Origin of the sequence: Nocardia ninae NBRC 108245 (assembly GCF_007990755.1) — a bacterium.
GTDB lineage: Bacteria > Actinomycetota > Actinomycetes > Mycobacteriales > Mycobacteriaceae > Nocardia > Nocardia ninae.
The window spans coordinates 45,389-69,565 of record NZ_BJXA01000006.1; the positions used below are offsets into that span (position 1 = coordinate 45,389).

The window sequence follows — 24,177 nt, forward strand, 5'->3', positions numbered from 1 at the left end:
TCTCGCACGCTTGCTAACGTCGTGCATTCGCGAGGGCGATCTTGGACGCTCGGCGCTGTGCGGTGCGATCCGCAGCAGTGGCCGGGCGGCTGGGCAGTGAAAGCGAGTCCGCGCGTTGATGTTTCAATGAACGAAGAGTTCGATGACGGCCGCATGAGGGGCGAATGAGACAGATCTTGTTCTCGGCGATGATCGCGCTGGCGGTTTCCATCACCTTGACACCATTGCTGATCATGCTGTTTGCCAGGCGAAATGTCGGGCAGGAGATCCGGGCCGACGGACCGGTCAGCCACCAGGCCAAGCGCGGCACGCCCACGATGGGTGGCATCGCGATCCTGGTCGGCATGTGGGCGGGATACCTGGGGGCGCATCTGATCGGGATCCGGCACGACGGGGAGGGGGTATCCGCCTCCGGGTTGCTCGTGCTCGGTTTGGCCACCGCGCTGGGCGTGGTCGGCTTCCTGGACGACCTCATCAAGCTGCGCAGGCAACGCAATCTCGGCCTGACCGCGACCGGCAAGTACATCGGCCAGCTCACCGCCGCAGTGGTTTTCGGTGTGCTCGCGCTGCGCTACCCCGCGAGTTCGGGTCTGACGCCGGGCAGCAGGCACATGTCCTACGTCCGGGACGTGGCCACCGTGTCGTTCGGCGTGATCGGGTTTCTGCTGGTGGTCAGTTTCTTGGTGGTGGCCTGGTCCAACGCGGTGAACATCACCGACGGCCTGGACGGACTGGCCGCCGGATCGATGAGCTTCGCGCTCGGCGCCTACGTGATCATCACCTTCTGGCAGTACACCAATGCCTGCGCGGTCACGCCCGGCGCCGGCTGCTACAACGTGCGCGATCCGCTCGATCTGGCGGTGGTCTGTGCCGCCGGTGTCGGCGCCTGCACCGGATTCCTGTGGTGGAACGCCGCTCCGGCCAAGATCTTCATGGGCGACACCGGTTCGCTGGCGCTGGGCGGCCTGCTGGCCGGTCTGTCCATCACCACCCGTACCGAGTTGCTGATGGCGGTGGTCGGCGCCCTGTTCTTCGCCGAGATCCTGTCGGTGCTCCTCCAGATCGTGGTGTTCCGCACCACCCGCAACCGACTGTTCAAGATGGCACCGTTCCACCACCACTTCGAACTCAGCAAGTGGGCCGAGACCACCGTGATCATCCGCTTCTGGTTGCTGGCCGGCGTCGCCGCCGCCGTCGGGCTGATGCTGTTCTACGGTGAATACCTCGCCGCCATCGGCTGATTCACCGATTCGTCAGTCCACTGTGGTCGAAGCGGCACTGGCGTAGGGGAGCTCGGCGGATGAGGCTGGAAAAATGTACGTACCCGCACATTTCGCCGCCGACGAACAGGCCGTCGACGCCCTGCTGACCCAGCAGGGTGCCGCGGATCTGATCACCGTGACACCTGACGGCATGGTCGCCACCATGCTGCCGTTCGTCTACGACGGCGCAGCAGGGAAACTTCGTGGTCACCTCGCCCGTAACAACGATCAGTGGCGGCGACCTGTGATCGGCGAGGCGCTGGCCATAGTGCGCGGCCCGGATGCGTACGTTTCTCCGGCCTGGTACCCGAGCAAGGCCGAGCACGGGCGCGTGGTGCCCACCTGGAACTACGTCACGGCACACGTTTACGGGGAGCTCACCGTGCACGACGACCCTGGCTGGGTAGAGCGGCTTGTCCGTGACCTTACCGATCGCCACGAGGCCGGGCGGCCACAACCATGGTCGGTCGACGACGCCCCGGAGCGGTTCATCGCGGGTCAGTTGCACGCCATTGTCGGAATCGAATTGTCGATCACCCGCATGGAGGCCAAGTTCAAGCTCAGCCAGAACCGTGCTGCCGCAGACATCGGTGGGGTCATCTCAGGGATGGGTGCCGACGGTCAGGAAGCCGCCGCCGATGCGATGCGGGAAGCGAACGATCTGAGCATCTGACCTCGGCGACAGCAGGGTTCGGATGTCGGCGGCTCGCTCTTCAGTGGGCGGTCTGTGGTGGCGGACCGAGACGTGATCGCCGAGATGTGTCGGTACTTGGGATGCGAGCACGCCTGTGTACAGCGCACAGCGCGAGACCCCCACGGGTAGTGGGGGTCTCGTGGAACGGTGGATTTACGGATTGTCGAGATCACCTTGCGCGAGGCTGGAGGTGAAGGTGTCCCATGCGGCGGGGCTGAAGACGAGGGCAGGGCCGGTGGGGTTCTTGGAGTCGCGAACGCCGACCGATCCGCCGTCGAGATGTGCTACCTCGACACAATCTTTCACAGCGCTGCTGTGGGTGCTCTTGAACCAGTGTGCGTCAGTCATATCGTACATGCGGAGAACTCCTCTGCTATTTCTCGAATGAGAGTGCGACTTTCGGTCTCACCCAACGCCAGACGCTTGAGGTCTGTGTACACAACACGATACGCCGCAATCTCCTCCGGGCGTTCTAAATACAAATCTCCGGTGAAACCTTGGACGTAAACCACCGGTGGCTCAGTCAAATACGCGGTCGGGTGCGGCGGGAACTCCAGCAATACGAATGTTCCAACTGTCAAACCCTGATACGTTCCAGTCGATGCCGGCATCACGCGCACCGAAACATTCGGCAGCTGTGCGACATCGGCGAGATGCCGCAATTGACCGGCCATAACCGCAGTGCCGCCGGTAGGACGACGCAGCGCCGACTCATCGATCAGCACATCCAGGGTCACGGGATTGGTATCACTGTGCAGCCGGTCCCGGCGCAGTGCGGCAATCCTTATTGTCGTCTCCACCTCTGGCGACGGCATATTGGGAAATTCCACCCAAATCATTGCGCGCCGGTACTCATCGGTCTGCAACATTCCAGGTATAAACGTTGTCTGATACGAAATGATGTGGTGCGCCGCGTCTTCCAAGCCGACGAACAGCCCGAAGTCCCTGGGTATCGACTCGTCGAAGGTGTGCCACCACCCTTTGGTCTTCGTCTCCTCGGTCAGCGCCAGTAGCACCTGGGTCAGCCCCGGTGATACCTCGTAGAGCTCGCATAACCGTTTGACGAACAACGGATTCAACCTGATCGGAATCCCGCTCTCCATTCGCCAGAACGTTTGCTTGCTGACGCCGATGGCGTTCCGCGCGGTTTCCGAGCTGACCTCCGCCGCTGCGCGAGCTCGGCGGAGCTCGCGGGCCAATAGCCTACGGGGAAGGGTCGAGCCAGTCGTCATAGCTGTATCTCCGAGGGGTCGCTGAAGAATGGCGGTCTATTTTGGAACCCAAGTGCGGCAGCGACTGTGGAACCTCACCGAAATACCGACAGAGCTCAGTCTCGGAAGGGTGCCGACGGTGTGGCTGCGGTGTTGCACTGCATGTGTTCGGAAAGCCGACCAGCCCCTACGCCCGGCGAATCGGTTTCCGCGCTCATCCAACCAGCAGACTGTAATGGAGGTTTACGGATTCGCCGAATTGCTCAGTGCGACAACACAACAGGAACAATCCAGAATATAAATTCCTTCCAGGAAAGGCGCTGTATAACGATGGACGCGGACCTGAAATGGCAACTGGAAGCCATGGAAAATCGCGAGGCCCACATGGAGTTCGGACTGTCGACACTGGCCGACCGAGCACGAAGAATGGATGAGCAACTGCGCTCGCTGACCGTCGCGGTCGGTGCTATCCGGTTCGCCGTCGACGGCCTCGCCGCGGACAGCGCGGACGTGCTGCACATTCTCCGGAGTGTCTACGGCGAGGGGTGGTTCGAGGAACGCGACTCGGCATAGGCGCGGCAGGGGCGAAACCGTCGCGGTGCACACCAACTCCCGGCCGCCCTGGTGCAGGACGGCGGCCGGGAGGTCGGCGGGTCAGCCGCCGAGCTCGAATCGTTCGGCGAAGCGCGACAGCTCGTCGAACGGGTTGTCGGGATCGGTGCTGCCGACGACGATCCGGGTCACCCCTTCCGTGGCGAGACCGTCGACGCGTTCGGCAGGCATGTCGATCGAACCCCAACGGGTGTACTCGAGTGCTCCCGGATCACGGCCCGCGGCAACGGCTTCCGTCCGGGCAAGGTCGAGTTGCCGCGCCCGTTCGTGCGGCCCGAGCATGCCGCCGGGAAAGTATCCGTCGCCGCGGCGGCCTGCCCGGCGCGCGGCGGCGCGACTCGAGCCGCCGATGTGGATCGGCAGCTGGGGTACGCCAAGGGGTTTGCGTCGTCGCACGCCATCCCCGAAACGCGGAACGGCGGCGGAAAGCATCCGCCGCCGTGCCGAGTGGGGTATCGCTCAGAACTCCCAGTCTTCGTCTTGGGTGTTCACAGCCTTGCCGATGACGTAGCTCGAACCCGAACCCGAGAAGAAGTCGTGGTTCTCGTCCGCGTTCGGGGACAGGGCCGACAGGATGGCCGGGTTCACCTCGGTCTCGTCCTTCGGGAACAGTCCCTCGTAGCCGAGGTTCATCAGCGCCTTGTTCGCGTTGTAGCGCAGGAACTTCTTGACGTCCTCGGTGAGGCCGACCTCGTCGTAGAGGTCCTGGGTGTACTCGACCTCGTTGTCGTACAGCTCGAACAGCAGCTCGAAGGTGTAGTTCTTCAGCTCGTCGCGCTCGGCCTGGCTGACCAGCTCCAGACCCTTCTGGTACTTGTAGCCGATGTAGTAGCCGTGCACGGCCTCGTCGCGGATGATCAGCCGGATCAGGTCCGCGGTGTTGGTGAGCTTGGCCCGCGAGGACCAGTACATCGGCAGGTAGAAGCCGGAGTAGAACAGGAAGCTCTCCAGCAGCGTCGAGGCCACCTTGCGCTTGAGCGGATCGTCGCCGTTGTAGTAGTCCAGCACGATCTCGGCCTTGCGCTGCAGGTTTCGGTTCTCCTCCGACCAGCGGAACGCGTCGTCGATCTCCCTGGTCGAGCACAGCGTGGAGAAGATCGAGCTGTAGCTCTTGGCGTGCACCGACTCCATGAACGCGATGTTGGTGTACACCGCCTCCTCGTGCGGGGTCAGCGCGTCCGGGATCAGGCTCACCGCGCCGACGGTGCCCTGGATCGTGTCCAGCAGCGTGAGTCCGGTGAAGACCCGCATGGTCAGCTGCTTCTCATCGGTGGTCAACGTGCCCCACGAGGGGATGTCGTTGGACACCGGAACCTTCTCGGGCAGCCAGAAGTTGCCGGTCAGCCGGTCCCAGACCTCGGCATCCTTCTCGTCGGGCACCCGATTCCAGTTGATGGCCGATACCCGATCGATCAGTTTCATCCTGCCTCCACACCTTTCCCGAGCCCGCTGCCGTGACGGATCTTCTCTCCACCGGACACTACTCCTAGTGGGTGACAAGTCCGTGCAGCACAACACCTTGTGTCGCAGCGATGCGTGTCACCGAGGCGAGAAACGCCGGGAGCCATCGCGTGCGGCCCCCTATTCTGCGGCACGATCGCGCGAACAGCCACATCGGTGCTGGCGCGCCGCGTGAGATCGCCAATTGTTTGCCAATCGTCCGCCCGTGGCTCGGCGCGTGCGGGGCACCACGACCTGATCGGGGCGCGGCACGTTTGCCCGGCCCGGCCCGGTAGTTAGCGCTCGCCGATGACCCACCCGCCCACCTGCTCAGGTTTTGCCTGATCAGGGGCTACGTTGGGCGGATAGAAGTACCACGCGTTTCGGAAGGAGTGTGTGTTATGACTAGTCCCGGCCCCGTCCGGACCGGCCCGGTGCTCAACGACATGACCATCTTCGCCGGTGTGCTGATCCTCATCACCGGCGTGCTGCACCTGCTGACCGCCGTCGCCGCCATCGCAGGCCGCGACATCTTCGTGGTCACCGAGGATCAGGTGTTCCTGGTCGATGTCTCGGCCTGGGGATGGATCCACCTGGTGATCGCCGTGCTCGTGCTGATCGCCGGCTTCGGCATCGTCACCGGCAAAACCTGGGGCTACCTCGCCGGCATCGTCATGGCGTCGGTCAGCATCCTGGACAACTTCCTCTTCGCCCCCATCTACCCCTTCTGGGCGCTGGTCATCATCGCCATCGATGTCCTGGTCATCTGGGCACTGGCCCGCCAACTCGCCGCCCGGTAACTCTCGAATCCCGCGGCCCCGGCACCCCTTTCGGCGTGCCGGGGCCGATTCACGTCCTCGCCTGCTCGTCGAGTGGCACACCACGGAGAGGTCTTCTCGGTGAACCAAACAGCCACGTGCCACTCGCCGAGCGACTGCGGCCTACTATTCGCTGGAATAGAGCGATAGGCAGATCATGTCCGGTTCGAATCCGAGACCGACCCAGAAGCGGTGGTCATCATGGGCCTCAGCGCAGGATAGATAGCGAATCGGGGCGGCGCCCCGGTCGCGCAACCAGGCGACAGCGGCCTCCGCCAGCGCCCGGCTGATTCCCGAACCGCGGTGCCCGGCAACCACATACAGCGAGTCGATCTCGCCGCACATCCCGGGCAGCAGCCCGTCACCTGTGTCGACCCGCCCGTTGACGAACCCGACAATCGTCGAATCCACCACCGCGACAAGGCAGAACGCGTCCCGATGCCACGCACTCATATCGAGCATTCGTGACAGTTCGACCAATCCCCGCTCGGTCAGCGGGCCGCCGTCCACCAACTCCCGGCACATGCGATCCCACAGCTTGCCGACCGCAGCACCCTCACCTCGTGCAATCCGCCTGATTTCCATAGCAATCCCTTCGTCTCGTTCCATCGGTCAGCGACTGAACGGACGAAAAGGCGGAGCCCGGGGCCCCCGGACGAATCGAAATCTCTAGCGTCAACCTGGCATGCCGCAACGGTATCGAGGCGGGGCGACGCGAGCAACGGATTTCAGCACAGCGGGGGACAACGTGTGGTTCTATCCGGGAGTTGGTGGTCGATCGCCGACGGGTCCGGAGCCTGGACCTGGTTGTCCGGCAGAGCAGTTGCCGGACTGGGTATCTGTCGGCTATTCCGCTACACCAACGGTCAGGGCGACCGTCATGCCGGTTGCGGGATTTCCTGAGACTGTGGCTAGTTCGGCGTCCCATCCGTCGCCGAAGACGTTGTCGGAGGCGAGGGTGATGTGGGACAGGTTGCTGATGCTTTGTTGGTAGCCTGGGTCGTAGGCGAAGACCTGGGTGCAGGCGTCTTGCGGGATGGCGATTTGTGAAGTGAGGCGGGCGTTTTCGCCTGCAACCGCGGTTTGCAGGGAGTCGTAGACCTCGAAGTGGATGTGGGGCCAGCGGCCGGCGTAGCAGGCCGGGAATATCGAGGTGAAGGCGACCTTGCCTGCGGCATCCGCTACTTGGACGCCGCGCAGGTAGTTCTGGTCGGTGACACCTTCGCTGTAGAGCGAGTAGGTTCCCGCTCGATCGCAGTGCCACACATAGACGGCCATGCCGGCACCGGCTGCGCCATCCTTCGCCAGATCGTGCAGTGTCATGTGCAAGTTCATCGGAACGCCTTGGGCGGTACCGGAGTACGAGCCGAAGCTGGTTGTGATGTCGCTGCGCACCACGCCGGACTCGATGAGGACATTCGGTCCGTTCGATCCATCACCCGGATACGGTCCCGCGGTCTCCTGTGGCGCGGCCGCGGTGCCGTTCGTCGCGCCGGAGGCGGTCGCAGTGGTCGAGCCGACCTCCGTGGTCGTCGCCGGCGCGCACCCTGCCGCGACGGTCGCGGCACCGGCGGCACCGAGGAAGAACATTGCTCGCCGCCGCGACACCATGACGCCCAGATCGTGGGTGAGCCCGCGCTCGTGCTCGGGTACCTCGTTGTCGCCGCGAGGTGCGAAATGTCTGCTCACTGGGTTGTCCTTCGGATCATTCCACCGACGATAGGAACGCCACCTCGGGTCTGCCTGCGTGCCCGCTGGGACTCTGCTGTGTAGCCGGTCGAGTTATCGCGGCAGTGTCAGCGCCTACTGGCCCGGCGGTAGCCGATGGTGGCGGGGATGGCGAAGAGGAGGATGGCGCCGAGGGACCAGAGCAGGGTGAGGGTGAGGGGGCGGGCGAGGGGGCCTTCGAGGGCTAGGGCTTTCATGGCGTCTACGGCGACGGACATGGGTTGGTTGCGGACTATGGGTTGGATCCATTGGGGGTAGGCGGCGAGGGGGACGAAGCCGGTGCTGAAGAACATCATCAGGGAGGTGAGGATGGTGATGGCTTCCACCAGGGTGGCTTTGGCGGTGAAGACGGCCACGGCAGTGACGACGGTGGCGAAGGCCAGCCCGAAAAGTACTGGGATGAGCAGGAATACGAGCGTCGCGAGGATGCCCTGGTGGAAGCGGAAGCCGAGCAGGTAGCCGACGAGGATGATGGCGAGGGTCCCTGCGAAGATGCGGCATCCCTCGGCGAGGATGCGGGAGGCGAGGCCGGATGCGCGGTGTACCGGCAGTACCCAGAACCGGGCGAGCAGACCTGCGTCCCGCTCGCGGCCGAGCAGGACACCACCGGCGACCGCGCCGGACAGCGCACCGACGAGGGTGACCATCGGTACCGAACCGAAGAGTGCGCTCTCCCCGGTGAACTTACGGATCTGGCCGCCGATGACGGTCTCCAGCATGATCAGCAGCAGGCACGGGATGATCAGGGTTTCCAGCAGGGTGATCGGATTGCGCGTCCAGCGCAGCAGTAACCGCTGGGTCTGAATCATGGTGTGCTGCACCAAGGACGCGACCGACACCTCCGAACCGGTGCGGGTATCTGTGGTGGGTTGAGCCAGCAGCGTCATCACGCCCTCCTCGAACTCAGTCGGATGGTCAGCGGAATGCACAGGGCGAGAATGGCGATCGCCCACGCCAGCGGCGGCCCCATCAACGACCAGGTCACCTGGCCGGCGTTGCCCACCGTGTCACCGGCCAGCGCGCGCAACCCGATCGCGAATTGGGACACCGGCTGGTTGCGCACGAAGGGCTGCACCCAGGCCGGAAACTGATGGGCCGGAGCCAATCCCGTCGACAGCATGCCGAAGATCAACGGCGGCAACACCAACGCCTGGGTCGTCGCCTCCGGACTGCGCGACACCGTGCCGATCACGTCGGCGCCGAGCATCAGCGCGAGCCCGACGAGCATTGCGAACAGCAGGAAGCCGATGGTGTGCACGGTGTCGAGACGGAACCGGAAGCCGATCACATGACCGCAGATAACCGCGGTGACCAGCGCGATCGCCAGCCGGAACAGATTGCCGGACATGCGCGCGGCAACGGGCACCAGCGGCCCGACCGGCATGGACCCGAAGCGTCGATTGAGCCCCGCAACCGAGTCGGTCGCCGCCCGGAACGCGGCCGAGATGGCCGTGAACGCGGCGGCCTGCAACACCACGATGGGCATCATGAACTGGGCATAGCTGCTGAATCCGGTGCCCGCGAAGGTCATCACCGTCTTCAGTGGAATGTAGAAGCTGGCCGTGAAGGCCGCGGGTGCCAGGATCGAGGCGAGCACCTCACCGGTTTTCACCGACGGCACGATCAGTCGCGTCGTCAGCACCCACCACTGCTGTGCCCGCGCCGGCGTGGCCCGGGTCTGCGTCAGCCAGGTGCCTGCGGTCATGAGACCCGCTCCGCATCAACAGCTTTCATGTCGGCGTCGGCTCCATCAGTGGAGGCCAGATGACCGGTCAGCTGGAGGAACACATCATCGAGCGACGGCCTGCGCAGCGCGATATCGACCAGTTCGACGTCCGCGCCGTCGAGGCGGCGCAACGCTTCCGCGAGGGTCTTCGCACCGTCCGGCGCCGGGATCGCGATCCGGTCCGAGTCCGGCGTCATCGCGGCCCGAATGTCCTCCGGCAGTAGCGAACCGAGTGCATCGGCGATGACCGGCAGATCTTTGAGATCCAGCGGCACCACCTCGCAGTAACTTCCACCGGTCCTGGACTTCAGCTCGTCGGCGGTGCCCTGCGCGATCACCACACCGTGGTCGATCACGATGATCCGGTCGCTGAGCGCGTCCGCTTCCTCCAGGTACTGTGTGGTGAGCAGGGTGGTGATGCCCGCCTTCTTGAAGCTGGTCACCAGATCCCAAACCCCTTGTCTGCTACGTGGATCCAGGCCGGTGGTCGGCTCGTCCAGGAACACCACATCCGGGCGAACAACGAGCCCGCACGCGATGTCGATGCGCCGCCGCATGCCGCCCGAGTACGTGCCGACCCGGCGGCCCGCCGCGCCCACGAGATCGAACTCGGCGAGCAGTTCGTCCGCCCTGGCCCGGGCGGCGCGCTTGCGCAAACCCATCAGCCTGCCGAACATCACCAGATTCTCGTAACCGCTGAGCATGTCGTCGAGGGCGGCGTACTGCCCGGTCAGCATGATGGACCGGCGCACCGCCGCCGGGTCGGCGACCACGTCGTGCCCGGCGACCACCGCGCGTCCCCGATCCGGGGTGATGAGCGTCGACAGGACGTTCACCATGGTCGTCTTCCCGGCGCCGTTCGGGCCGAGGATACCGAGCACCTCGCCCGGATCGGCGACGAAATCGACGCCACGCAAAGCTTTTACGGCGCCGAAGGACTTCTCGATTCCTTCGACGACGACTCCTTGTTCGGGGTTCATCCTCGGCCTCCCAGATGTTCGTCGAGCACGCGCGCGATGATCGCCAGCACGTGCGGTGCGGTCAGTTCGTCGTGGGTGACCTCGACGTCGTGGTTGCTGATCTCACCGGTCACGTACGGCCGCCAGCCGTCCGGACCGAAGATGTCGGAGGTATCGACGGTCGCGCTGAAATACACGATGTCGCCGTCGTATACCGGTCGTCGATAGCCGGTGCGGGTCCGCGCCGACGCGTTGTAGGAGGCGGCCATCCGCTCGATGGTGTCCGCGTCGATGAGCGAAACACCGCCCAGCCGTTCCCGAATCAGGTCGGCGGCCTCCTGTGCGGTCGCCTCGGCGGGAACGTCGTCGATGCCGAAGACCGAGCCGAAGGAGTTGACGAACGCGCCGGCGCTGAGCCGTTCGATGCTGTCGCCGTCGATATCGGCGGTGTCGGCGTCCAGCAGGGCGACAACGCCGACGGTCTCGCCCGCCTGTTGCAGCTCGGCCGCGATGGCGTGCGCGATGAGTCCGCCGAACGACCAGCCGAGCAGGTGGTACGGGCCGCTCGGTTGGATGGCGCGGATCTCGCGCACGTACCGGTCGGCGAACTCCTCGATCGAGCGGGCCGGTGGTTCGTGGCCGCCGAGATCGGGCGCTTGCAGACCGTAGATCGGCCTGCCCGGCCGCAGCGCGTCCGCCAATCCCAAATAGGTCCAAGACATCCCGGAGGACGGGTGGATGCAGAACAATGCGGGTTCGGCGCCGTCGGGGCGGATCGGCAGCACCACGTCCAGACCGAGCCCGGTGGGTGCCGCCGTGGTGATCTGTGCCGCGGCTTGCGCGGCGATGGCGGCGGTCTCGTCGTCCGCCGCGGTGCGTGCGGCGGGGGATTGCGCGAATTCGGCGGCGGCACGCAGCGTCTCGACCCACAAATCGGCCAACTCGGCGACCTCGTCCTGCGACAAGAGCTCTGCGGGGAAGCCGAAGCTCGCCTGCAACCGGTCACCGACCACCACGGCGTTCACGTCGATCGCCGATTGCAGTGGCACAGTGGGGTGTTCGGTGGCGTGTAGGTCGCCGAGTTCGTCGGTGGGCAGCCAGCCGAGTCCTTCGAGCCCGGCGGGGATGTCACCGGTCGAGTACCGGCCGAGGTAGTTGAAGCTGACCTGGCCCGGCAGTCCAGCCGGAAGTTGTTCGGCCGTAGCCGGATTAAGGTAGCGCAACAGTCCGAAGCCGATGCCCTTGTCCGGCACCGCCAGCAGCTGATGCTTCACTGCGCGGATAGCCGTGCCCATCGCCGCACCACCGGCGAGCACGTCGTCGAGGTCGATGCCATCCAGGCTCAGCCGGACGGGATAGATGCTGGTGAACCAGCCGATCGTGCGGGACAGATCGGCACCGGGGATCACTTCCTCTTGCCTGCCATGTCCTTCGAGCCGAATCAGTGCCTCGGCGGTTCCGGCGGCACGAGACCGCCAGCGCACCAGCGCAATCGCCAACGTGGCGAGCAGCCCGTCGTTCACCCCGCCCTGGAACAACCCGGGCAATGTGGTGAGCAGCGCGTTGGTGACCTGCGGGGGGACCTCGCGGTCGAGCATGCGCAACGTGTGCGCCTGGTCGACGGCGGGGTCCAGCGGGCGGGAACCGATCAGCGGATCGGCGCCGGTGATGACGTCCTGCCAGTAGCCGAGCTCGGAAACCCGCTTGTCCGTGTGCGCCTCGTCGACCAGGGCATGCGCCCACCGCCGCATCGACGTACCGGTCTCGGCGAGCACCGGGGTGTTGCCGACCGACACCTGCGCCCACGCGGCGGCCAAGTCCGGCACCAGGATGCGCCAGGAGACACCGTCGATGACGAGATGGTGTGCCACGACGATCAAACGTCCGGCGCGCGTGCGGGTTCCGCCATCGCCCACCGGGTCGAGCCAAATGAACTGGAGCACAACACCGTCGGCCGTATCGAGCCGGTTCATCGCGGCATCCAGCTCGGTCACCGCGTATTCGCGCAGCTCGACCGAGTCGGCGGCGGCGTCGAACTCGATGCGGTGCACGAGCGCGTCCACCTCGACCGATCCGACTTCGCCGACCCGCAGGCACGGCGCACCGTGCTCGTCCGGGGAAAGCCGGGCACGCAGCATGTCGTGCCGGTCGACCACCGCCGCCAGCGTGGCGACGATCTGCGCTCGATCGATGCCGACGGGCAGCTCCAGCACCGCCGTCTGTGCGAAGCGGCGGTAGTCGCCGCCCCGTTCGAGCATGTAGCGCACGATCGGCGTCAACGGCAGCTCGCCCACACCGCCACCGGGCAGCTCGTCCAGTATGACTACCGCGCCCGCGGCGTCGGCCGCCGCGGCCAGTGCGGCCACAGTCCGGTGCTCGAACACCTGCAGCGGTGTGCAGTGCACGCCGTGTTGCTTTGCGCGGGAGACGAGTTGGATGGCGAGGATGCTGTCGCCGCCGAGCGCGAAGAACGAGTCGTCGGCGCCGACCTTGTCGAGCCCGAGCAGCTCGGCGAAGATCCCGGACAAGGTCTCCTCGGTCGGCGTGGACGGCGCACGGTACTCGGTGCGATCGGCCGTGAACTCCGGTGCGGGCAGCGCCTTTCGGTCGAGCTTGCCGACCGCGGTAAGCGGGATCGCATCCAGCACAACAAAGGCGGACGGAACCATGTAGGCGGGCAGCGTGTCGGCGGCGACGGCCCGGACCTGCGCGAGATCGAGCTCGACGCCCGGCGTATGCACCAGATACGCAGCCAGCGCGGTCGCACCGGTCGGGCCGGGGACACCGAGCGTCACCGCGAAATCGACACCGTCGACCCGGCCGAGCACCGCGTCGATCTCGCCGAGTTCGATGCGTTGACCACGCACCTTGACCTGGAAGTCGGTGCGGCCGAGGTACTCCAACATCAAGCCCGAGGTGGTCCGCGTCCAGCGGACCAGGTCGCCGGTACGGTACATCCGCTCGCCCGCTTCGCCGAACGGATCGGCGATGAAGCGGCCCGCCGTCAAACCGGGTCGAGCGTGGTAACCGCGGGCCAAGGCGGGTCCGGCCAGGTACAGCTCACCCGCGACGCCGACCGGCACCGGACGCAGCCGATCGTCGAGGACCAGGGTGGCGGCCCCGCGCACCGGCGTGCCGATGGACACCGGCTCGCCGACTACCAGTGGCGCGGAACCCGTTGCCCAGATGGTGAATTCGGTCGGCCCGTACAGGTTGACCATGGTGCGATCGGCGGCCCAACGCTCGACCAGTTCGGTGCCGACCGCCTCACCCGCCACCGCGAGCACCCGCACACTCGATACCTCGCCGGGATCGAGGGTGGCCAGCGCCGACGGTGTGATCACCATGTGGGTGACCTGCTCTGCCGCAATCAGTTCGGCGAGCGCGCTGCCACCGAATACTTCTGGTGGCGCGACCACCGAGGCGCCGCCGGAGCCGAAGGCCATGAGCGCCTCGAAGACCGACGCGTCGAAACTCGGTGAAGCCACCTGCAATACCCGGGAGTGCTCATCGAGTCCGAGCGACTCACGTTGCGCGACCATCAAGTCGGTGAGGCCGCGATGCGACACCGAGACGCCCTTCGGTGTCCCCGTCGAACCGGAGGTGTAGATCATCCACGCCGGGTTGTCCGGCCGGATCGGGCTCGGCAGATCTCCGTCGTCCAGCGGACTCGCACTCGCCTGGCACCAGCGGCCGACCAGGTCCACATCGTCCAGCACCAGCCAGTGCGTGCTGTCCGGCAGCAGCGGCCGGTAGGCGGCCACCGTGAGACCCACGCGGGCCTGGGAATCGGTGAGCATGTGGTCGATGCGCTCCACCGGATGCTTCGGGTCGACCGGCAGGAAGGCCGCGCCGACCTTCGCCGCCGCCCACATGCCGGTCAGCAGTTCGGCCGAACGGGGAAGGCCGAGGGCGACTACGGATTCCGCGCCCACGTCGGCTTCCAGCAGCAGGCGGGCCAGTCGGTTGGTGTGTGCGTCGAGTTCCCGATAGGTCGTGGTGTGTCCGGCGGCGACCACGGCGGGCCGGTCCAGGTGCCGGTCCATTGTCCGTGCGAGTAGCTCGGGAAGCGTTGCCGTCCCGGCACTCTCGGGTCCGCGCACCGGCACCAGGGTGGCGCGTTCGGTATCGTCGAGGATGTCGATATCGGCGAGCCTTGTGTCCGGCTCGGCCAGCACGGTCGCGAGTACGCGCCGCCATCGAGTGGCGAACGCCGCTACCGTTGCCGCGTCGAACAGGTCCGTTGCGTAGGTCAGCACCCCGGACAGTCCGGCCGGACCCGTCTCGCCGAAGCGCTCGCGCAGATCGAGGGTCAGATCGAATTGTGAAGTGCGCCGGTCGAAGTCCTCCACCTCGAACCGCAGTCCTGGCAGCTCCAGCACCGGCTCGACGAAGTTCTGCAACGTCAGCGACACCTGGAACAAGGGATGATGCGCCGTCGAGCGGGTCGGATTCAACACCTGCACAAGGCGCTCGAACGGCACGTCGGCATTCGCGAACGCATCCAGATCCACGGCGCGCACCGCGGTCAGGAAGTCGCCGAAGCCGGCGCCCGGGTCGACCGGTGTGCGCAGCGCCAGGGTATTGACGAACATCCCGACCAACTCGTCCAGCGCTTGCTCCCCGCGCCCGGCGACCGGCGTGCCGATCACCACATCGTCGGTACCGCCGAGCCGCGCCAGCAGCACCGCGAGCGCCGCGTGCACGACCATGAACAGGCTGACATTGTGCGCCGCCGCGAATTCGACCAGGGTGCGGTGCAATTCGTCGTCGATGGTGAACTCGACGTCGGCACTACGCATGGTCTGCACCGCAGGTCGCGGCCGATCGCTGGGCAACTCCAGCACATCCGGCGCCCCGGTAAGCGTGTCGTTCCAGAACCGCAGCTGCCGCGCCGCCATCGAGTCCGGATCCGACTCACTACCGAGCAGTTCGCGATGCCACAGCGCGAAATCGGCGTACTGCACGCCCATCGGAACCCTGGTCGTCTCCGCGCCACTGACCCGCTCCGAATACGCGGCGACCAGATCGGCCGCCAGCGGTGCCATGGACGCGCCATCCGCGCTGATGTGGTGCACCACCAGGACGACGATGTGCACGGCAGGAGTATTGGTACCGGGGGAGTGGTCGGTTGCCACCGGAGCTGTGGCCATCGAGTGGCCCGACGATACCGGTGGGGTGCCCGACGATGGGCTGGAGGTCACCGGTGGAACGCCCGCTGATGGGCTGGAAGTGACTGGTGCGCCGCCTGCGGAGGGGCTGGACGCCACGGCTGGGCCGCCTGCCGATGGGCTGGGCGTGATGGGTGGAACGCCTGCGGATGGGCCGGACGGCACGGGTGAGCCGCCCGCCGACGGGCTGGACGTCACCGGTGCGGCGCCTGCCGAGGGACCGGGCGTGACCGGAGTGCCGTCTGCGGAAGGACTTGACGCCATCGGTGCGGAACCCGCGAACGTGCTGGCCGAGGCCGGGGCGGAATTTGCGCTGTCTGCGTCCGCCGTGACGATCCGGAACAACCCGACGCGCAGTGGCGGCTCCTTGGCGATGTCGAATCCATTGCCTGCCAATGCGTTGATTCGCGCGCGCAGCGGCGCGCCGTCTTCGCTATCGACCAATGTCATTGCAGGAGCGGCCATCTCGGTGCTCATCACTACTTGTCGGGGGCCATCCGAGTCGGCCGGGTAGATCGTGCGCAGGCTTTCGTGCCGGTCGACGACGTCGGCGAGGGCCGACCGCATGGCGTCCACGTCGAGCATGCCGGTCAGCCGCAGCGCGACCGCGATGTTGTACGCCGACGAGGTGGGGTCGAGCCGGTTGAGCACCCACATCCGCTGCTGCGCGGGGGACAATGGGATGCGGTCCGGCCGGATCCGCGGTGCGAGCGCGAAGCGGCCGGGCTTGCCGTCGGTCGCCGGGACCACGCGCCCGGACAGTTGGGCGACGGTGGGCGCGTCGAACAGGTCACGCAGTGCGATCGTCGAACCCAGCGCCGAATTGACCCGGGCGACAACTTTGGTCGCGCTGAGCGAGTTGCCGCCGAGCTCGAAGAACGATTGGTCGACACCGACCCGCTCGCGGCCGAGCACGTCACCGAACACCTCGGCCACCGCCTGCTCGACCGGTGTGCGCGGCGCGAGGTAGGGCCGGTTGGTGTCCGAGAAGTCGGGCACGGGAAGGGCTTTGCGGTCCAGCTTGCCGACCGGCGTCAACGGAATCGAGTCCAGCACGACGAGATAGCCGGGCACCATATACCCGGGCAGCTCGGCGGCCACCTGGACGCGCAATCGCTCGGTATCCAGTTCGACCCCCTCGGCGGGCAGCACATACGACACCAGCACGGTCGCGCCCGCCGGCCCGGTCCGCCCGATCGTCACCGCATACTCGACCTGCTCGTCACGCGAGAGCACCGCGTCGATCTCACCGAGCTCGATGCGCAGACCGCGAATCTTGACCTGGAAGTCGCTGCGCCCCAGGTACTCCAGCTCGTAACCGCCATCGCGGCCGACCACCCAGCTCACCATGTCGCCGGTCCGGTACATCCGCTCGCCCGGCTCGCCGAACGGATCGGCGACGAAGCGACTCGCGGTCATCTCGAACCGGTTGAAGTAACCGCGGGCAAGGGCAGGTCCGGCCAAGTAGAGCTCGCCGGCGACCCCCACGGGCACCGGCCGCAGCCAGGTGTCCAGCACCATGTTCGCCGCGCCGCGGATCGGACCGCCGATGGTGATCGGCTCGCCCGCAACGAGTTCCGCGGGACCGGTGGCCCAGATGCTGAACTCCGTCGGACCGTAAAGGTTCACCATCCGCCGCCCGGCGGACCAGCGCTCGATCAGCTCGGGCGTGGCCGCCTCTCCGGCGACCGAGAGCACCCGCAGGTGGTCGAGATCGGTCGGGTCCATGGTGGCCAGCGCGGACGGCGTGATCACCGCGTGGGTGACCCGCTCGATACGCAGCAGTTGTTCGAGTTCGCTACCGCCGTAGACATCCGGCGGGGATACGACCAACCTGGCACCCGAGCCATGCGCGGTCAGCAGTTCGAACACCGAAGCATCGAAGCTCGGCGACGCCACCTGCAACGCACTCGCCGTCGGATCCAACGCGAGCGAGTCCCGTTGGGTGGCGACCAGATTCGCGATACCCCGATGGCTGAGCAGCACGGCTTTGGGCTTGCCGGTGGAACCGGAGGTATAGATCAGGTAGGCGGTCTGATCGACATCGATCGGGCCGCCGCGCTCCTCGTCGGTGATCGGATCGGCAGACACCGTCATCACCCGGCGGATGGTGTTGAGGTCGTCGAGCAGCAGCCAGTCGATGCTGCCCGGCAGCGTCTCACCGGTCGCGGTGACCGTCACGCCGATGGGCGCCTTCGAGTCGGTGAGCATGTGCTCGATCCGCTCGACCGGATAGTGCGGGTCCAGTGGCGCGAACGCCGCGCCCGACTTGGCCAGCGCCCACACCGCGACCACCGACTCCAGCGAGCGGGTGAGCGCGAGCACGACGAACACCTCCCGCCCGACGCCCCGGCTCAGCAGCAGCCGCGCGAACCGGTTCGACCAGGCGTCGAGCTCGCCATAGGACATGGTGAGCTCGCCCGCGCTGACCGCGATGGCATCGCCGTCGATGGCCGCACCGGCGGCGAGGATGTCGGGCAGCGTGCGCACGGGCAGCGACTCCGGCCCCCGCACCGGCAGCAGCGCGGCACGTTCGGCGTCGTCGCAGTACTGCACCTGCGAGACCAAGGCGCGCGGATTGTCGGCGAGTTGGGTGAGCAACCGGACGAAGCGATCCAGCAGCGGTCGCGCGTCCGCGGCATCGAGCTGATCGGCCATGAATTTCAGGCTGACGCGCAAGGTGTCGCGACCGTCCGGGCCGCGCAGCGGAATGACCATGAGGTTCAACGGGTATGGCGTCGCGTCGGTGCCTTCGACGTCGAGCACCCGCATGCCCGCGATGTCCAGCGCCTGCGACAGCGCCTCCCGGTCGATCGGGTAGGACTCGAAAACGGTGAGGGTGTCGAACAATTCGGCGAGGCCGACGGCCTGATGGATGGCGGCCAGTCCGACATGCTGATGATCCATCAGCCGCGCCTGCTCGGCTTGCAGGCGGGCGAGCAGGTCGACCACCTTCTCCGCCGGATCCAGGCGCACCCGCACCGGCAAAGTATTGATGAACAGGCCGACCATCTCTTCGACACCGGCCAGCTCCGGCGGCCGACCGGAGACCGTGCCGCCGAACACCACGTCGGTGCGGCCGGTGCGCATGGCGAGCAGCATCGCCCAGCTCGCCTGCACGAGAGTGTTGACCGTGGCGCCGGATTCGCGAGCGGTCGCTTCCAAGCGGGCGACGGTGGCGGCGGACAGCTCGGTGGACAGCATGCCGGTCTCGGTCGATTCGATGCCCGCCAAGGTCGGCACCGCGCGGGTGGGCGTATCGATGCCGGCGAGCGATTCCCGCCACGCGGCAATCGATTCGGCGTCGTCCCGCTCGTCCAGCCAGGACAGGAATTCGCGATAGGAGTGCGTAGGTGGCAGGGCCGAGACGTGACCCGCGGTGACGTAGAGCGCGAGCAGCTCGCGCACCAGCAGCGGCGTCGACCAACCGTCCAGCACCAGATGGTGATTGGTGAGCACGAATCGGTAAGCGTCGGCGGCGGTGCGGATCAGCGTGAAGCGCACCAGCGGCGGCCGGGTCAGCTCGAAGCGGGTGCGGGCGTCCAGCGCGATCACCCGGTCGAGTTCGCGCTGCCGCAGCTCCGCATCGTCGATGCCGGCCAGATCTACTTCCTGCCACTGTATTTCGGCGTCGGCCAGGACGAGCTGGCGTGGACCGTCGTCGGTTTCCACGTAGGCGACCCGCAAGTTCTCGTGCCGAGCCACCAAAGCCTGTGCGGCGGTCCGCAACCGGGTCGCGTCGACGGTGCCTGCGAGGGTGAGCAGCGACTGCACCGTGTAACCGTCGGCGGTATCGGAGTCGTAGAGTGCGTGGAACAGCAGGCCGTATTGCAGCGGCGAGAGCGGCCACACGTCGGTGAGATTCGGATAGTCGCGTTCCCAGGTGTCGATCTGCGACTGAGTCATCGGGACGAGTTCGAAGTCGGACGGTGTGCGCCCGCCCGAGCCTGCGGACTCGGCATGCGCCGCGAGTGCTCGCAGTGCTTCGGTCCAGAGCTCGGCGAGCTGCTCGACGTCGGCCGCGTCGAGCAGCCGAGATGCGTACGCCCAGGTCACTTCCAAGCCGGTGTCGGTGAGTACCGCGTTGATATCGACGACGGCGGCCAGCGGCGCCCGATCGTCCTGGGTGGCCGCGAAGCGTTGCGGCAGCCAGGGTCCGGTGTCGGCGCCGGTGGTCGCCCGGCCCAGGTAGTTGAAACTGATCTGCGGCGTGCGCCCTTCGGCGAGGACGGCGGCGGTGTCGTCGGTGAGGTAGCGCAGCATGCCGAAGCCGACACCCTTGTCCGGTACCGCCCGCAGCTGTTCCTTGGTGGTCTTGATGGCGGTGCCCGCCGCGGCGCCACCGGTGAACGCGTCGGCGAGATCGATCCCGGTCAGATCGACGGCCACCGGATACACGCTGGTGAACCAGCCCACCGTGCGCGCGACATCGGCGCCGGGCAGGATCGCCTCCGTCCGTCCGTGCCCTTCCAGGGTGAACAGCGTCGCGGTCCGCTCGCGCCACCGCCCGATCGCCATGGCGAGCGCGGCGAGCAGCACATCGTCTGCGCTGCAATGGAATCGATCGGGTGCCGTGCTGAGCACGGTGTGCGCGATATCGGGCGTGACGACGGTCTGCCGGTGCGCCATGGTCGCGACGACATCGACGGCCGGGTCCAGAATATCCGAACCGAGCGCGGCATCGGGGGTCGCCAGGATGCGTTGCCAGAGCGGCAATTCGGCGGCCCGTTCGCCCGCCTGAGCCACCTGGCCGTGGGCCCAGCGCCGGAACGAGGTGCCGACCGGTGCGAGGGTGCCGCCCAGCGCGGCGGTGGCCAGATCGGGCAGCAGGATGCGCCAGGAGACCCCATCGGTCACCAGGTGGTGCAGCACCAGCCAGAGCACGGGCTCCGCAGCGCTGTGCTCGATCAGCACGAAGCGGGCGACGATCCCTGCGGCGGGATCGAGCAGATCGGCGGCGCGCTGCAACTCGCGCTCGTACGTTTCCTCGATATCCGGTCCGGCCGCGACGACATCCACCAAAGATTCGGCAGCCACCGAACCACGCTCGGCCACCACCCATTCCCAGTTCCCCGCGGTGTGCCGCAGCGACGAGCGCAGCAGATCGTGCTGGTCGAGCAGCGCCTGCACCGCCGTGACGAGGCGAGTCCGCTCGAACCCGGCGGGCAGTCCGACGAGCACCGCCTGAGCGAATCGTCGCCAGCTGTCGCCCTGATCCAGCATGGCGTGCACGATCGGCGTGAGCGCGACCGCGCCGACCCCGCCGCCGGGCAGCTCGTGCACCACCTGCGCCTGCACCTCGGTGGCGACGGCGGCCAGCGCGGCAACGGTCTTGCGCTCGAACACATCCCGCGCACTGAGCCCGATTCCCGCGGCTTTGGCCCGCGACACCAGCTGGATGGACACGATGCTGTCCCCGCCGAGCGCGAAGAAGCTCTCGTCGACCCCGACCGACTCCAACCCGAGTACCTCGGCGAACAGCGCGGCCAGCGCCTCTTCGCGCGGGGTGGACGGCGCGCGGCTGACGATCTCCCGCGCCCCGAAATCCGGTGTGGGCAGGGCTTTGCGGTCCACCTTGCCGAGCGGTGTGAGCGGGATGCTGTCCAGCACCATCACCACCGCAGGCACCATGTATGCCGGAAGAGTCTCTCCGGCAGCTGCTTTCAGCGCCTCGGGATGTACCTCGGCGTCAGGCTTCGGCAGTACGTATGAAACGAGCGCGGTGGCACCGGATCCCGTCTCGGCCCCGACCGTGATCGCGAAGTCGACATCCGGATGCCGTTGCAGCGCGGCATCGATCTCCCCGAGCTCGATGCGGAAGCCGCGGACCTTGACCTGGAAGTCACTGCGTCCCTGGTACTCCAGCTCGAGGCGGCCGCCGTGACTGCGCCAGCGCACCAGGTCGCCGGTGCGGTACATGCGCGCCCCGGCTGCATAGGGGTTCGCCACGAAACGCTCCGCGGTGAGCCCATTGCGCCGGTGGTAGCCCCGCGCGAGTCCGGCACCAGCCAAATAGAGCTCACCGATGGTGCCGAGTGGTACCGGCCGCAACCACGGGTCGAGCACCACAGCCTCGACACCGGGCACCAGACGGCCGATAGTGACCGGTGCGCCAGGGACGAGCCCTTCGCTCAACGTCGCGGTCACCGTGGCTTCGGTCGGGCCATACCCGTTCAGCAGGGTGCGACCGGACCACTTGGCCACCAGCTCGGGCGGGCAGGCATCGCCGCCGACGATCACGGTGCGCAGCTCCGGCAGGGCCGCCGGATCGAGCGATCCCACAACTGTCGGTGTGACATTGAGATGGGTGACGCGATGGCTGCGCAGCACTTCGGCCATCTCCTCGCCCGCGTACGCGGCGGGCGGCACGACGGCCAGCGCGGCGCCGCAGGCCAAGGTCACCAGTATCTCTTCGACCGAAATGTCGAAGCTCGGCGAGACCGCATGCGCCACCACGGAATCGGCGGTCACGCCGAATCCGGCTCCGGAACCGGTCGCGAGGTTGGCCAATCCGCGATGCGAAACCAGCACGCCTTTGGGCAATCCGGTCGATCCCGAGGTGTAGATGACGTACGCGACCTGATCGAGATGCATGGCGACGGTGACGGCCGTCGTTTCCTGCTCGCGCACGCTGCGAGTGGTCGCCTCGTCATCGAGGATCAGCCAGGTCACCCGCTCCGGCAACGACTTCCGGGCGGCCGCGACGGTCACCCCGGCGACCACGCCGCTGTCGCCGACCATGTGCTCGATCCGGTCGGCGGGATAGGTCGGATCGATCGGCACGAACGCCGCACCGGTCTTGGCCACCGCGATCATCGCCAGCACCGACTCTGCCGAGCGGGGGATCGAGATCGCCACGGCGCGTTCCGGTCCGGCGCCGTTCGTGATGAGCACCCTGGCCAGCTGGTTCGTGTACTCGTCGACCTGACGGTAGGTCAATGCGGTAGCCCCGGCTCGGATCGCCACCGCATCGGGATCGAGTGCCGCACCGGCCGCGAGGATTTCCGGCAGGGTGCGAGGCGTGACCCCGGCGGGCCCGCGGGCGGGCATCAGCTCGGCCCGCTCGTCGTCGGACACCACCGGCACCGTCGACAGCGCGGCTTCCGTTCCCGCAGCGAGGAATTCGTGCAGAAACAGCAGGAACCGGCGATGGTGCGCCGCCAATTCCGCGTCGGTGTAGAGGTTTCCGTTGGCCTGGAAGTCGATGTGGGTGCTCTCGCCGCCCACGCCCGGATATACGTTGACGAACAGATCATCGATCAACCCGGACGTCAGCACGTGCAAGCGGCCGGTGACCGCACCGAGCTGAATCCTGGTGTCCACCATCATCAAATTCACCGAGGGCCCGAACGACGCGGTCTCGTCCATCGGCCAGCCCAGATCCCGGAAGATGTCCTCTTGGCGGTAACGCTGCCGCCGCAGCGCCCCCGTCAGCTCACCCTGGGCCGCCCGGATGACATCGCCGACCGTGGTGGTCGGCGTCATGGTCAACCGCAGCGGAACGACATTGGCGATCATCCCGCCGGACCGGCGCAGTACCGCCGTGGTGCGCGCCGAAACAGGCAGGCTCAGCACAACTTCGGGTGCACCGGTCATCGCGGCGAGATACGCCCCGAATGCGGCGACCACCGTCGGCGCGACACCGGAGGAGGCCGCCTTCGCGACGTCGTCGATCAGCGCGGTGGTCGCCGCGGGCAGCGCACCCGCGACGCGACTCGGATGCGCGTCGACAGCGGCGGTGCGACCGGCGAGACTCACCGGGTCGGCCATCCCGTGCAGATGCTCGAGCCAGTACTCGCGGTCGGTGCCGAACCGATCCGAACTGCGGTACGCCGCATCGGCCTCGACGATCCGGCGCAGATCCTCGGCCTTCGCGGCGGGCGGCTCCTTGCCCTCGATCGCCGCGTTGTAGAGCTCCCCGGTGCGCTGCACCATGGTCAGCGCGCCCATGCCGTCCAGCACGATGTGATGGATCCGGGAGTACCAGTACCAGCGGTCCTCGGCGACCCGCAGCATGACGACGCGTACCAACCGGTCGCGGGTCAGGTCGAGCGGAGCGTCGTATTCGGCCCGCATCCACGCGTGCGCGGCGGCCACCGGATCACGGTCACCGCGCAGATCCAGGGTGTCCAGGGTGTCGTCGAGGGTGGTGTCCACGAACTGGTACGGATGGCCGTCGACCTCGACGAGCCGCAGATACCCGGTGCCGAACTCGCGGCCCGCCTGGCGCGCCGCATCGGCGAGCCGGTCCAGGTCGATCGGTCCGCTCAACTCGACGTACTGGGCGATGGAGATCGGAGTGTCGCCGGCGATGTGCTGGGCGAACCAGATGCCGCGTTGCGCCGCGGACAGCTCGAAGGCGTCGATGGGCAGGGCGCGGGCGTCGATGGGCAGAGCGCTGCCGGATTCGGTGGGCGAGGGGAGAGGCTGTTGCATGAATAGTCCTACGTTTTTACCGCCCGCAGCTGCCGCGGAGTGACCGCCGCTGAGCCACCGCGGTAGTGGTAGTACTTGCCGCACAGCTCGCGACAAGATTCATTCTGAACCGATGACGTG

General features: G+C 66.9%; 13 protein-coding genes and 1 pseudogene. 4 read left to right on the forward strand and 10 right to left on the reverse strand.

Annotated elements, in window-relative coordinates; all coding sequences use genetic code 11:
* The first annotated feature begins 164 nt into the window (after window positions 1–164).
* The gene (gene mraY / locus NN4_RS06975) at window positions 165–1,241 is read left to right on the forward strand and encodes a phospho-N-acetylmuramoyl-pentapeptide-transferase (RefSeq protein WP_147129145.1); all 1,077 of its coding nucleotides are present in this window, start codon (window positions 165–167) and stop codon (window positions 1,239–1,241) included.
* A 73-nt stretch (window positions 1,242–1,314) separates the two neighbouring features.
* A complete protein-coding gene (locus NN4_RS06980) occupies window positions 1,315–1,935 on the forward strand; it encodes an FMN-binding negative transcriptional regulator (RefSeq protein WP_147129146.1) in 621 nt (206 codons plus the stop codon).
* 174 nt (window positions 1,936–2,109) lie between these two features.
* Here NN4_RS06980 and NN4_RS06985 read toward each other — a convergent pair whose 3' ends face one another.
* Entirely contained in the window at window positions 2,110–2,313 is a 204-nt protein-coding gene (locus tag NN4_RS06985) for a DUF397 domain-containing protein (RefSeq protein WP_228541263.1), read from the reverse strand.
* Window positions 2,301–3,188, reverse strand: a complete 888-nt coding sequence (locus tag NN4_RS06990; protein ID WP_147129147.1) for a DUF5753 domain-containing protein — start codon at window positions 3,186–3,188, stop codon at window positions 2,301–2,303. The genes NN4_RS06985 and NN4_RS06990 overlap by 13 nt, the downstream gene beginning before the upstream one ends.
* Window positions 3,189–3,497: 309 nt before the next feature.
* On the opposite strand from NN4_RS06990, the gene NN4_RS06995 reads away from it, so the two are divergent.
* Complete coding sequence (locus tag NN4_RS06995) at window positions 3,498–3,740, forward strand: hypothetical protein (RefSeq protein WP_107658573.1); 243 nt, start codon at window positions 3,498–3,500, stop codon at window positions 3,738–3,740.
* Between the two features lie 81 nt (window positions 3,741–3,821).
* Here the strand turns inward: NN4_RS06995 and NN4_RS07000 are convergent, their stop codons facing one another.
* The gene (locus NN4_RS07000; protein WP_246180746.1) at window positions 3,822–4,175 is read right to left on the reverse strand and encodes an LLM class flavin-dependent oxidoreductase; all 354 of its coding nucleotides are present in this window, start codon (window positions 4,173–4,175) and stop codon (window positions 3,822–3,824) included.
* 63 nt (window positions 4,176–4,238) lie between these two features.
* Window positions 4,239–5,201 carry a class 1b ribonucleoside-diphosphate reductase subunit beta gene (nrdF, locus tag NN4_RS07005; RefSeq protein ID WP_107658570.1) on the reverse strand — a complete coding sequence of 321 codons (963 nt, stop codon included), beginning with the start codon at window positions 5,199–5,201 and terminating at the stop codon, window positions 4,239–4,241.
* A 419-nt stretch (window positions 5,202–5,620) separates the two neighbouring features.
* On the opposite strand from nrdF, the gene NN4_RS07010 reads away from it, so the two are divergent.
* Window positions 5,621–6,019: a DUF7144 family membrane protein gene (locus NN4_RS07010; protein ID WP_135232633.1), complete on the forward strand. Its 399-nt coding sequence runs from the start codon at window positions 5,621–5,623 to the stop codon at window positions 6,017–6,019.
* A gap of 144 nt (window positions 6,020–6,163) precedes the next feature.
* Here the strand turns inward: NN4_RS07010 and NN4_RS07015 are convergent, their stop codons facing one another.
* The 6 genes and pseudogenes from NN4_RS07015 to NN4_RS45990 form a co-directional block, all read right to left on the reverse strand.
* Window positions 6,164–6,622: a GNAT family N-acetyltransferase gene (locus NN4_RS07015; protein ID WP_186818308.1), complete on the reverse strand. Its 459-nt coding sequence runs from the start codon at window positions 6,620–6,622 to the stop codon at window positions 6,164–6,166.
* A 171-nt stretch (window positions 6,623–6,793) separates the two neighbouring features.
* Window positions 6,794–7,648: pseudogene (locus NN4_RS07020) on the reverse strand (dioxygenase family protein).
* 185 nt (window positions 7,649–7,833) lie between these two features.
* The gene (locus NN4_RS07025) at window positions 7,834–8,652 is read right to left on the reverse strand and encodes an ABC transporter permease (RefSeq protein WP_147129150.1); all 819 of its coding nucleotides are present in this window, start codon (window positions 8,650–8,652) and stop codon (window positions 7,834–7,836) included.
* Window positions 8,652–9,470 (reverse strand): ABC-2 transporter permease, encoded by an 819-nt coding sequence (locus NN4_RS07030; protein ID WP_147129151.1) that lies wholly within the window; start codon window positions 9,468–9,470, stop codon window positions 8,652–8,654. The genes NN4_RS07025 and NN4_RS07030 overlap by 1 nt, the downstream gene beginning before the upstream one ends.
* Window positions 9,467–10,471 (reverse strand): ATP-binding cassette domain-containing protein, encoded by a 1,005-nt coding sequence (locus NN4_RS07035; RefSeq protein WP_147129152.1) that lies wholly within the window; start codon window positions 10,469–10,471, stop codon window positions 9,467–9,469. The genes NN4_RS07030 and NN4_RS07035 overlap by 4 nt, the downstream gene beginning before the upstream one ends.
* Window positions 10,468–24,057, reverse strand: coding sequence for a non-ribosomal peptide synthetase (locus NN4_RS45990; RefSeq protein ID WP_147129153.1), 13,590 nt, complete (start codon window positions 24,055–24,057; stop codon window positions 10,468–10,470). Before NN4_RS45990 ends, NN4_RS07035 begins: the two co-directional genes overlap by 4 nt.
* Window positions 24,058–24,177: the final 120 nt, after the last annotated feature.

Excerpts from the sequence above, each read along its gene's own strand:
- mraY (WP_147129145.1), top strand. The coding sequence starts at position 165 with ATGAGACAGATCTTGTTCTCGGCGATGATCGCGCTGGCGGTTTCCATC.
- NN4_RS06980 (WP_147129146.1), top strand. The coding sequence starts at position 1,315 with ATGTACGTACCCGCACATTTCGCCGCCGACGAACAGGCCGTCGACGCC.
- NN4_RS06985 (WP_228541263.1), bottom strand. The coding sequence starts at position 2,313 with ATGTACGATATGACTGACGCACACTGGTTCAAGAGCACCCACAGCAGC.
- NN4_RS06990 (WP_147129147.1), bottom strand. The coding sequence starts at position 3,188 with ATGACGACTGGCTCGACCCTTCCCCGTAGGCTATTGGCCCGCGAGCTC.
- NN4_RS06995 (WP_107658573.1), top strand. The coding sequence starts at position 3,498 with ATGGACGCGGACCTGAAATGGCAACTGGAAGCCATGGAAAATCGCGAG.
- nrdF (WP_107658570.1), bottom strand. The coding sequence starts at position 5,201 with ATGAAACTGATCGATCGGGTATCGGCCATCAACTGGAATCGGGTGCCC.
- NN4_RS07010 (WP_135232633.1), top strand. The coding sequence starts at position 5,621 with ATGACTAGTCCCGGCCCCGTCCGGACCGGCCCGGTGCTCAACGACATG.
- NN4_RS07015 (WP_186818308.1), bottom strand. The coding sequence starts at position 6,622 with ATGGAAATCAGGCGGATTGCACGAGGTGAGGGTGCTGCGGTCGGCAAG.
- NN4_RS07025 (WP_147129150.1), bottom strand. The coding sequence starts at position 8,652 with ATGACGCTGCTGGCTCAACCCACCACAGATACCCGCACCGGTTCGGAG.
- NN4_RS07030 (WP_147129151.1), bottom strand. The coding sequence starts at position 9,470 with ATGACCGCAGGCACCTGGCTGACGCAGACCCGGGCCACGCCGGCGCGG.
- NN4_RS07035 (WP_147129152.1), bottom strand. The coding sequence starts at position 10,471 with ATGAACCCCGAACAAGGAGTCGTCGTCGAAGGAATCGAGAAGTCCTTC.
- NN4_RS45990 (WP_147129153.1), bottom strand. The coding sequence starts at position 24,057 with ATGCAACAGCCTCTCCCCTCGCCCACCGAATCCGGCAGCGCTCTGCCC.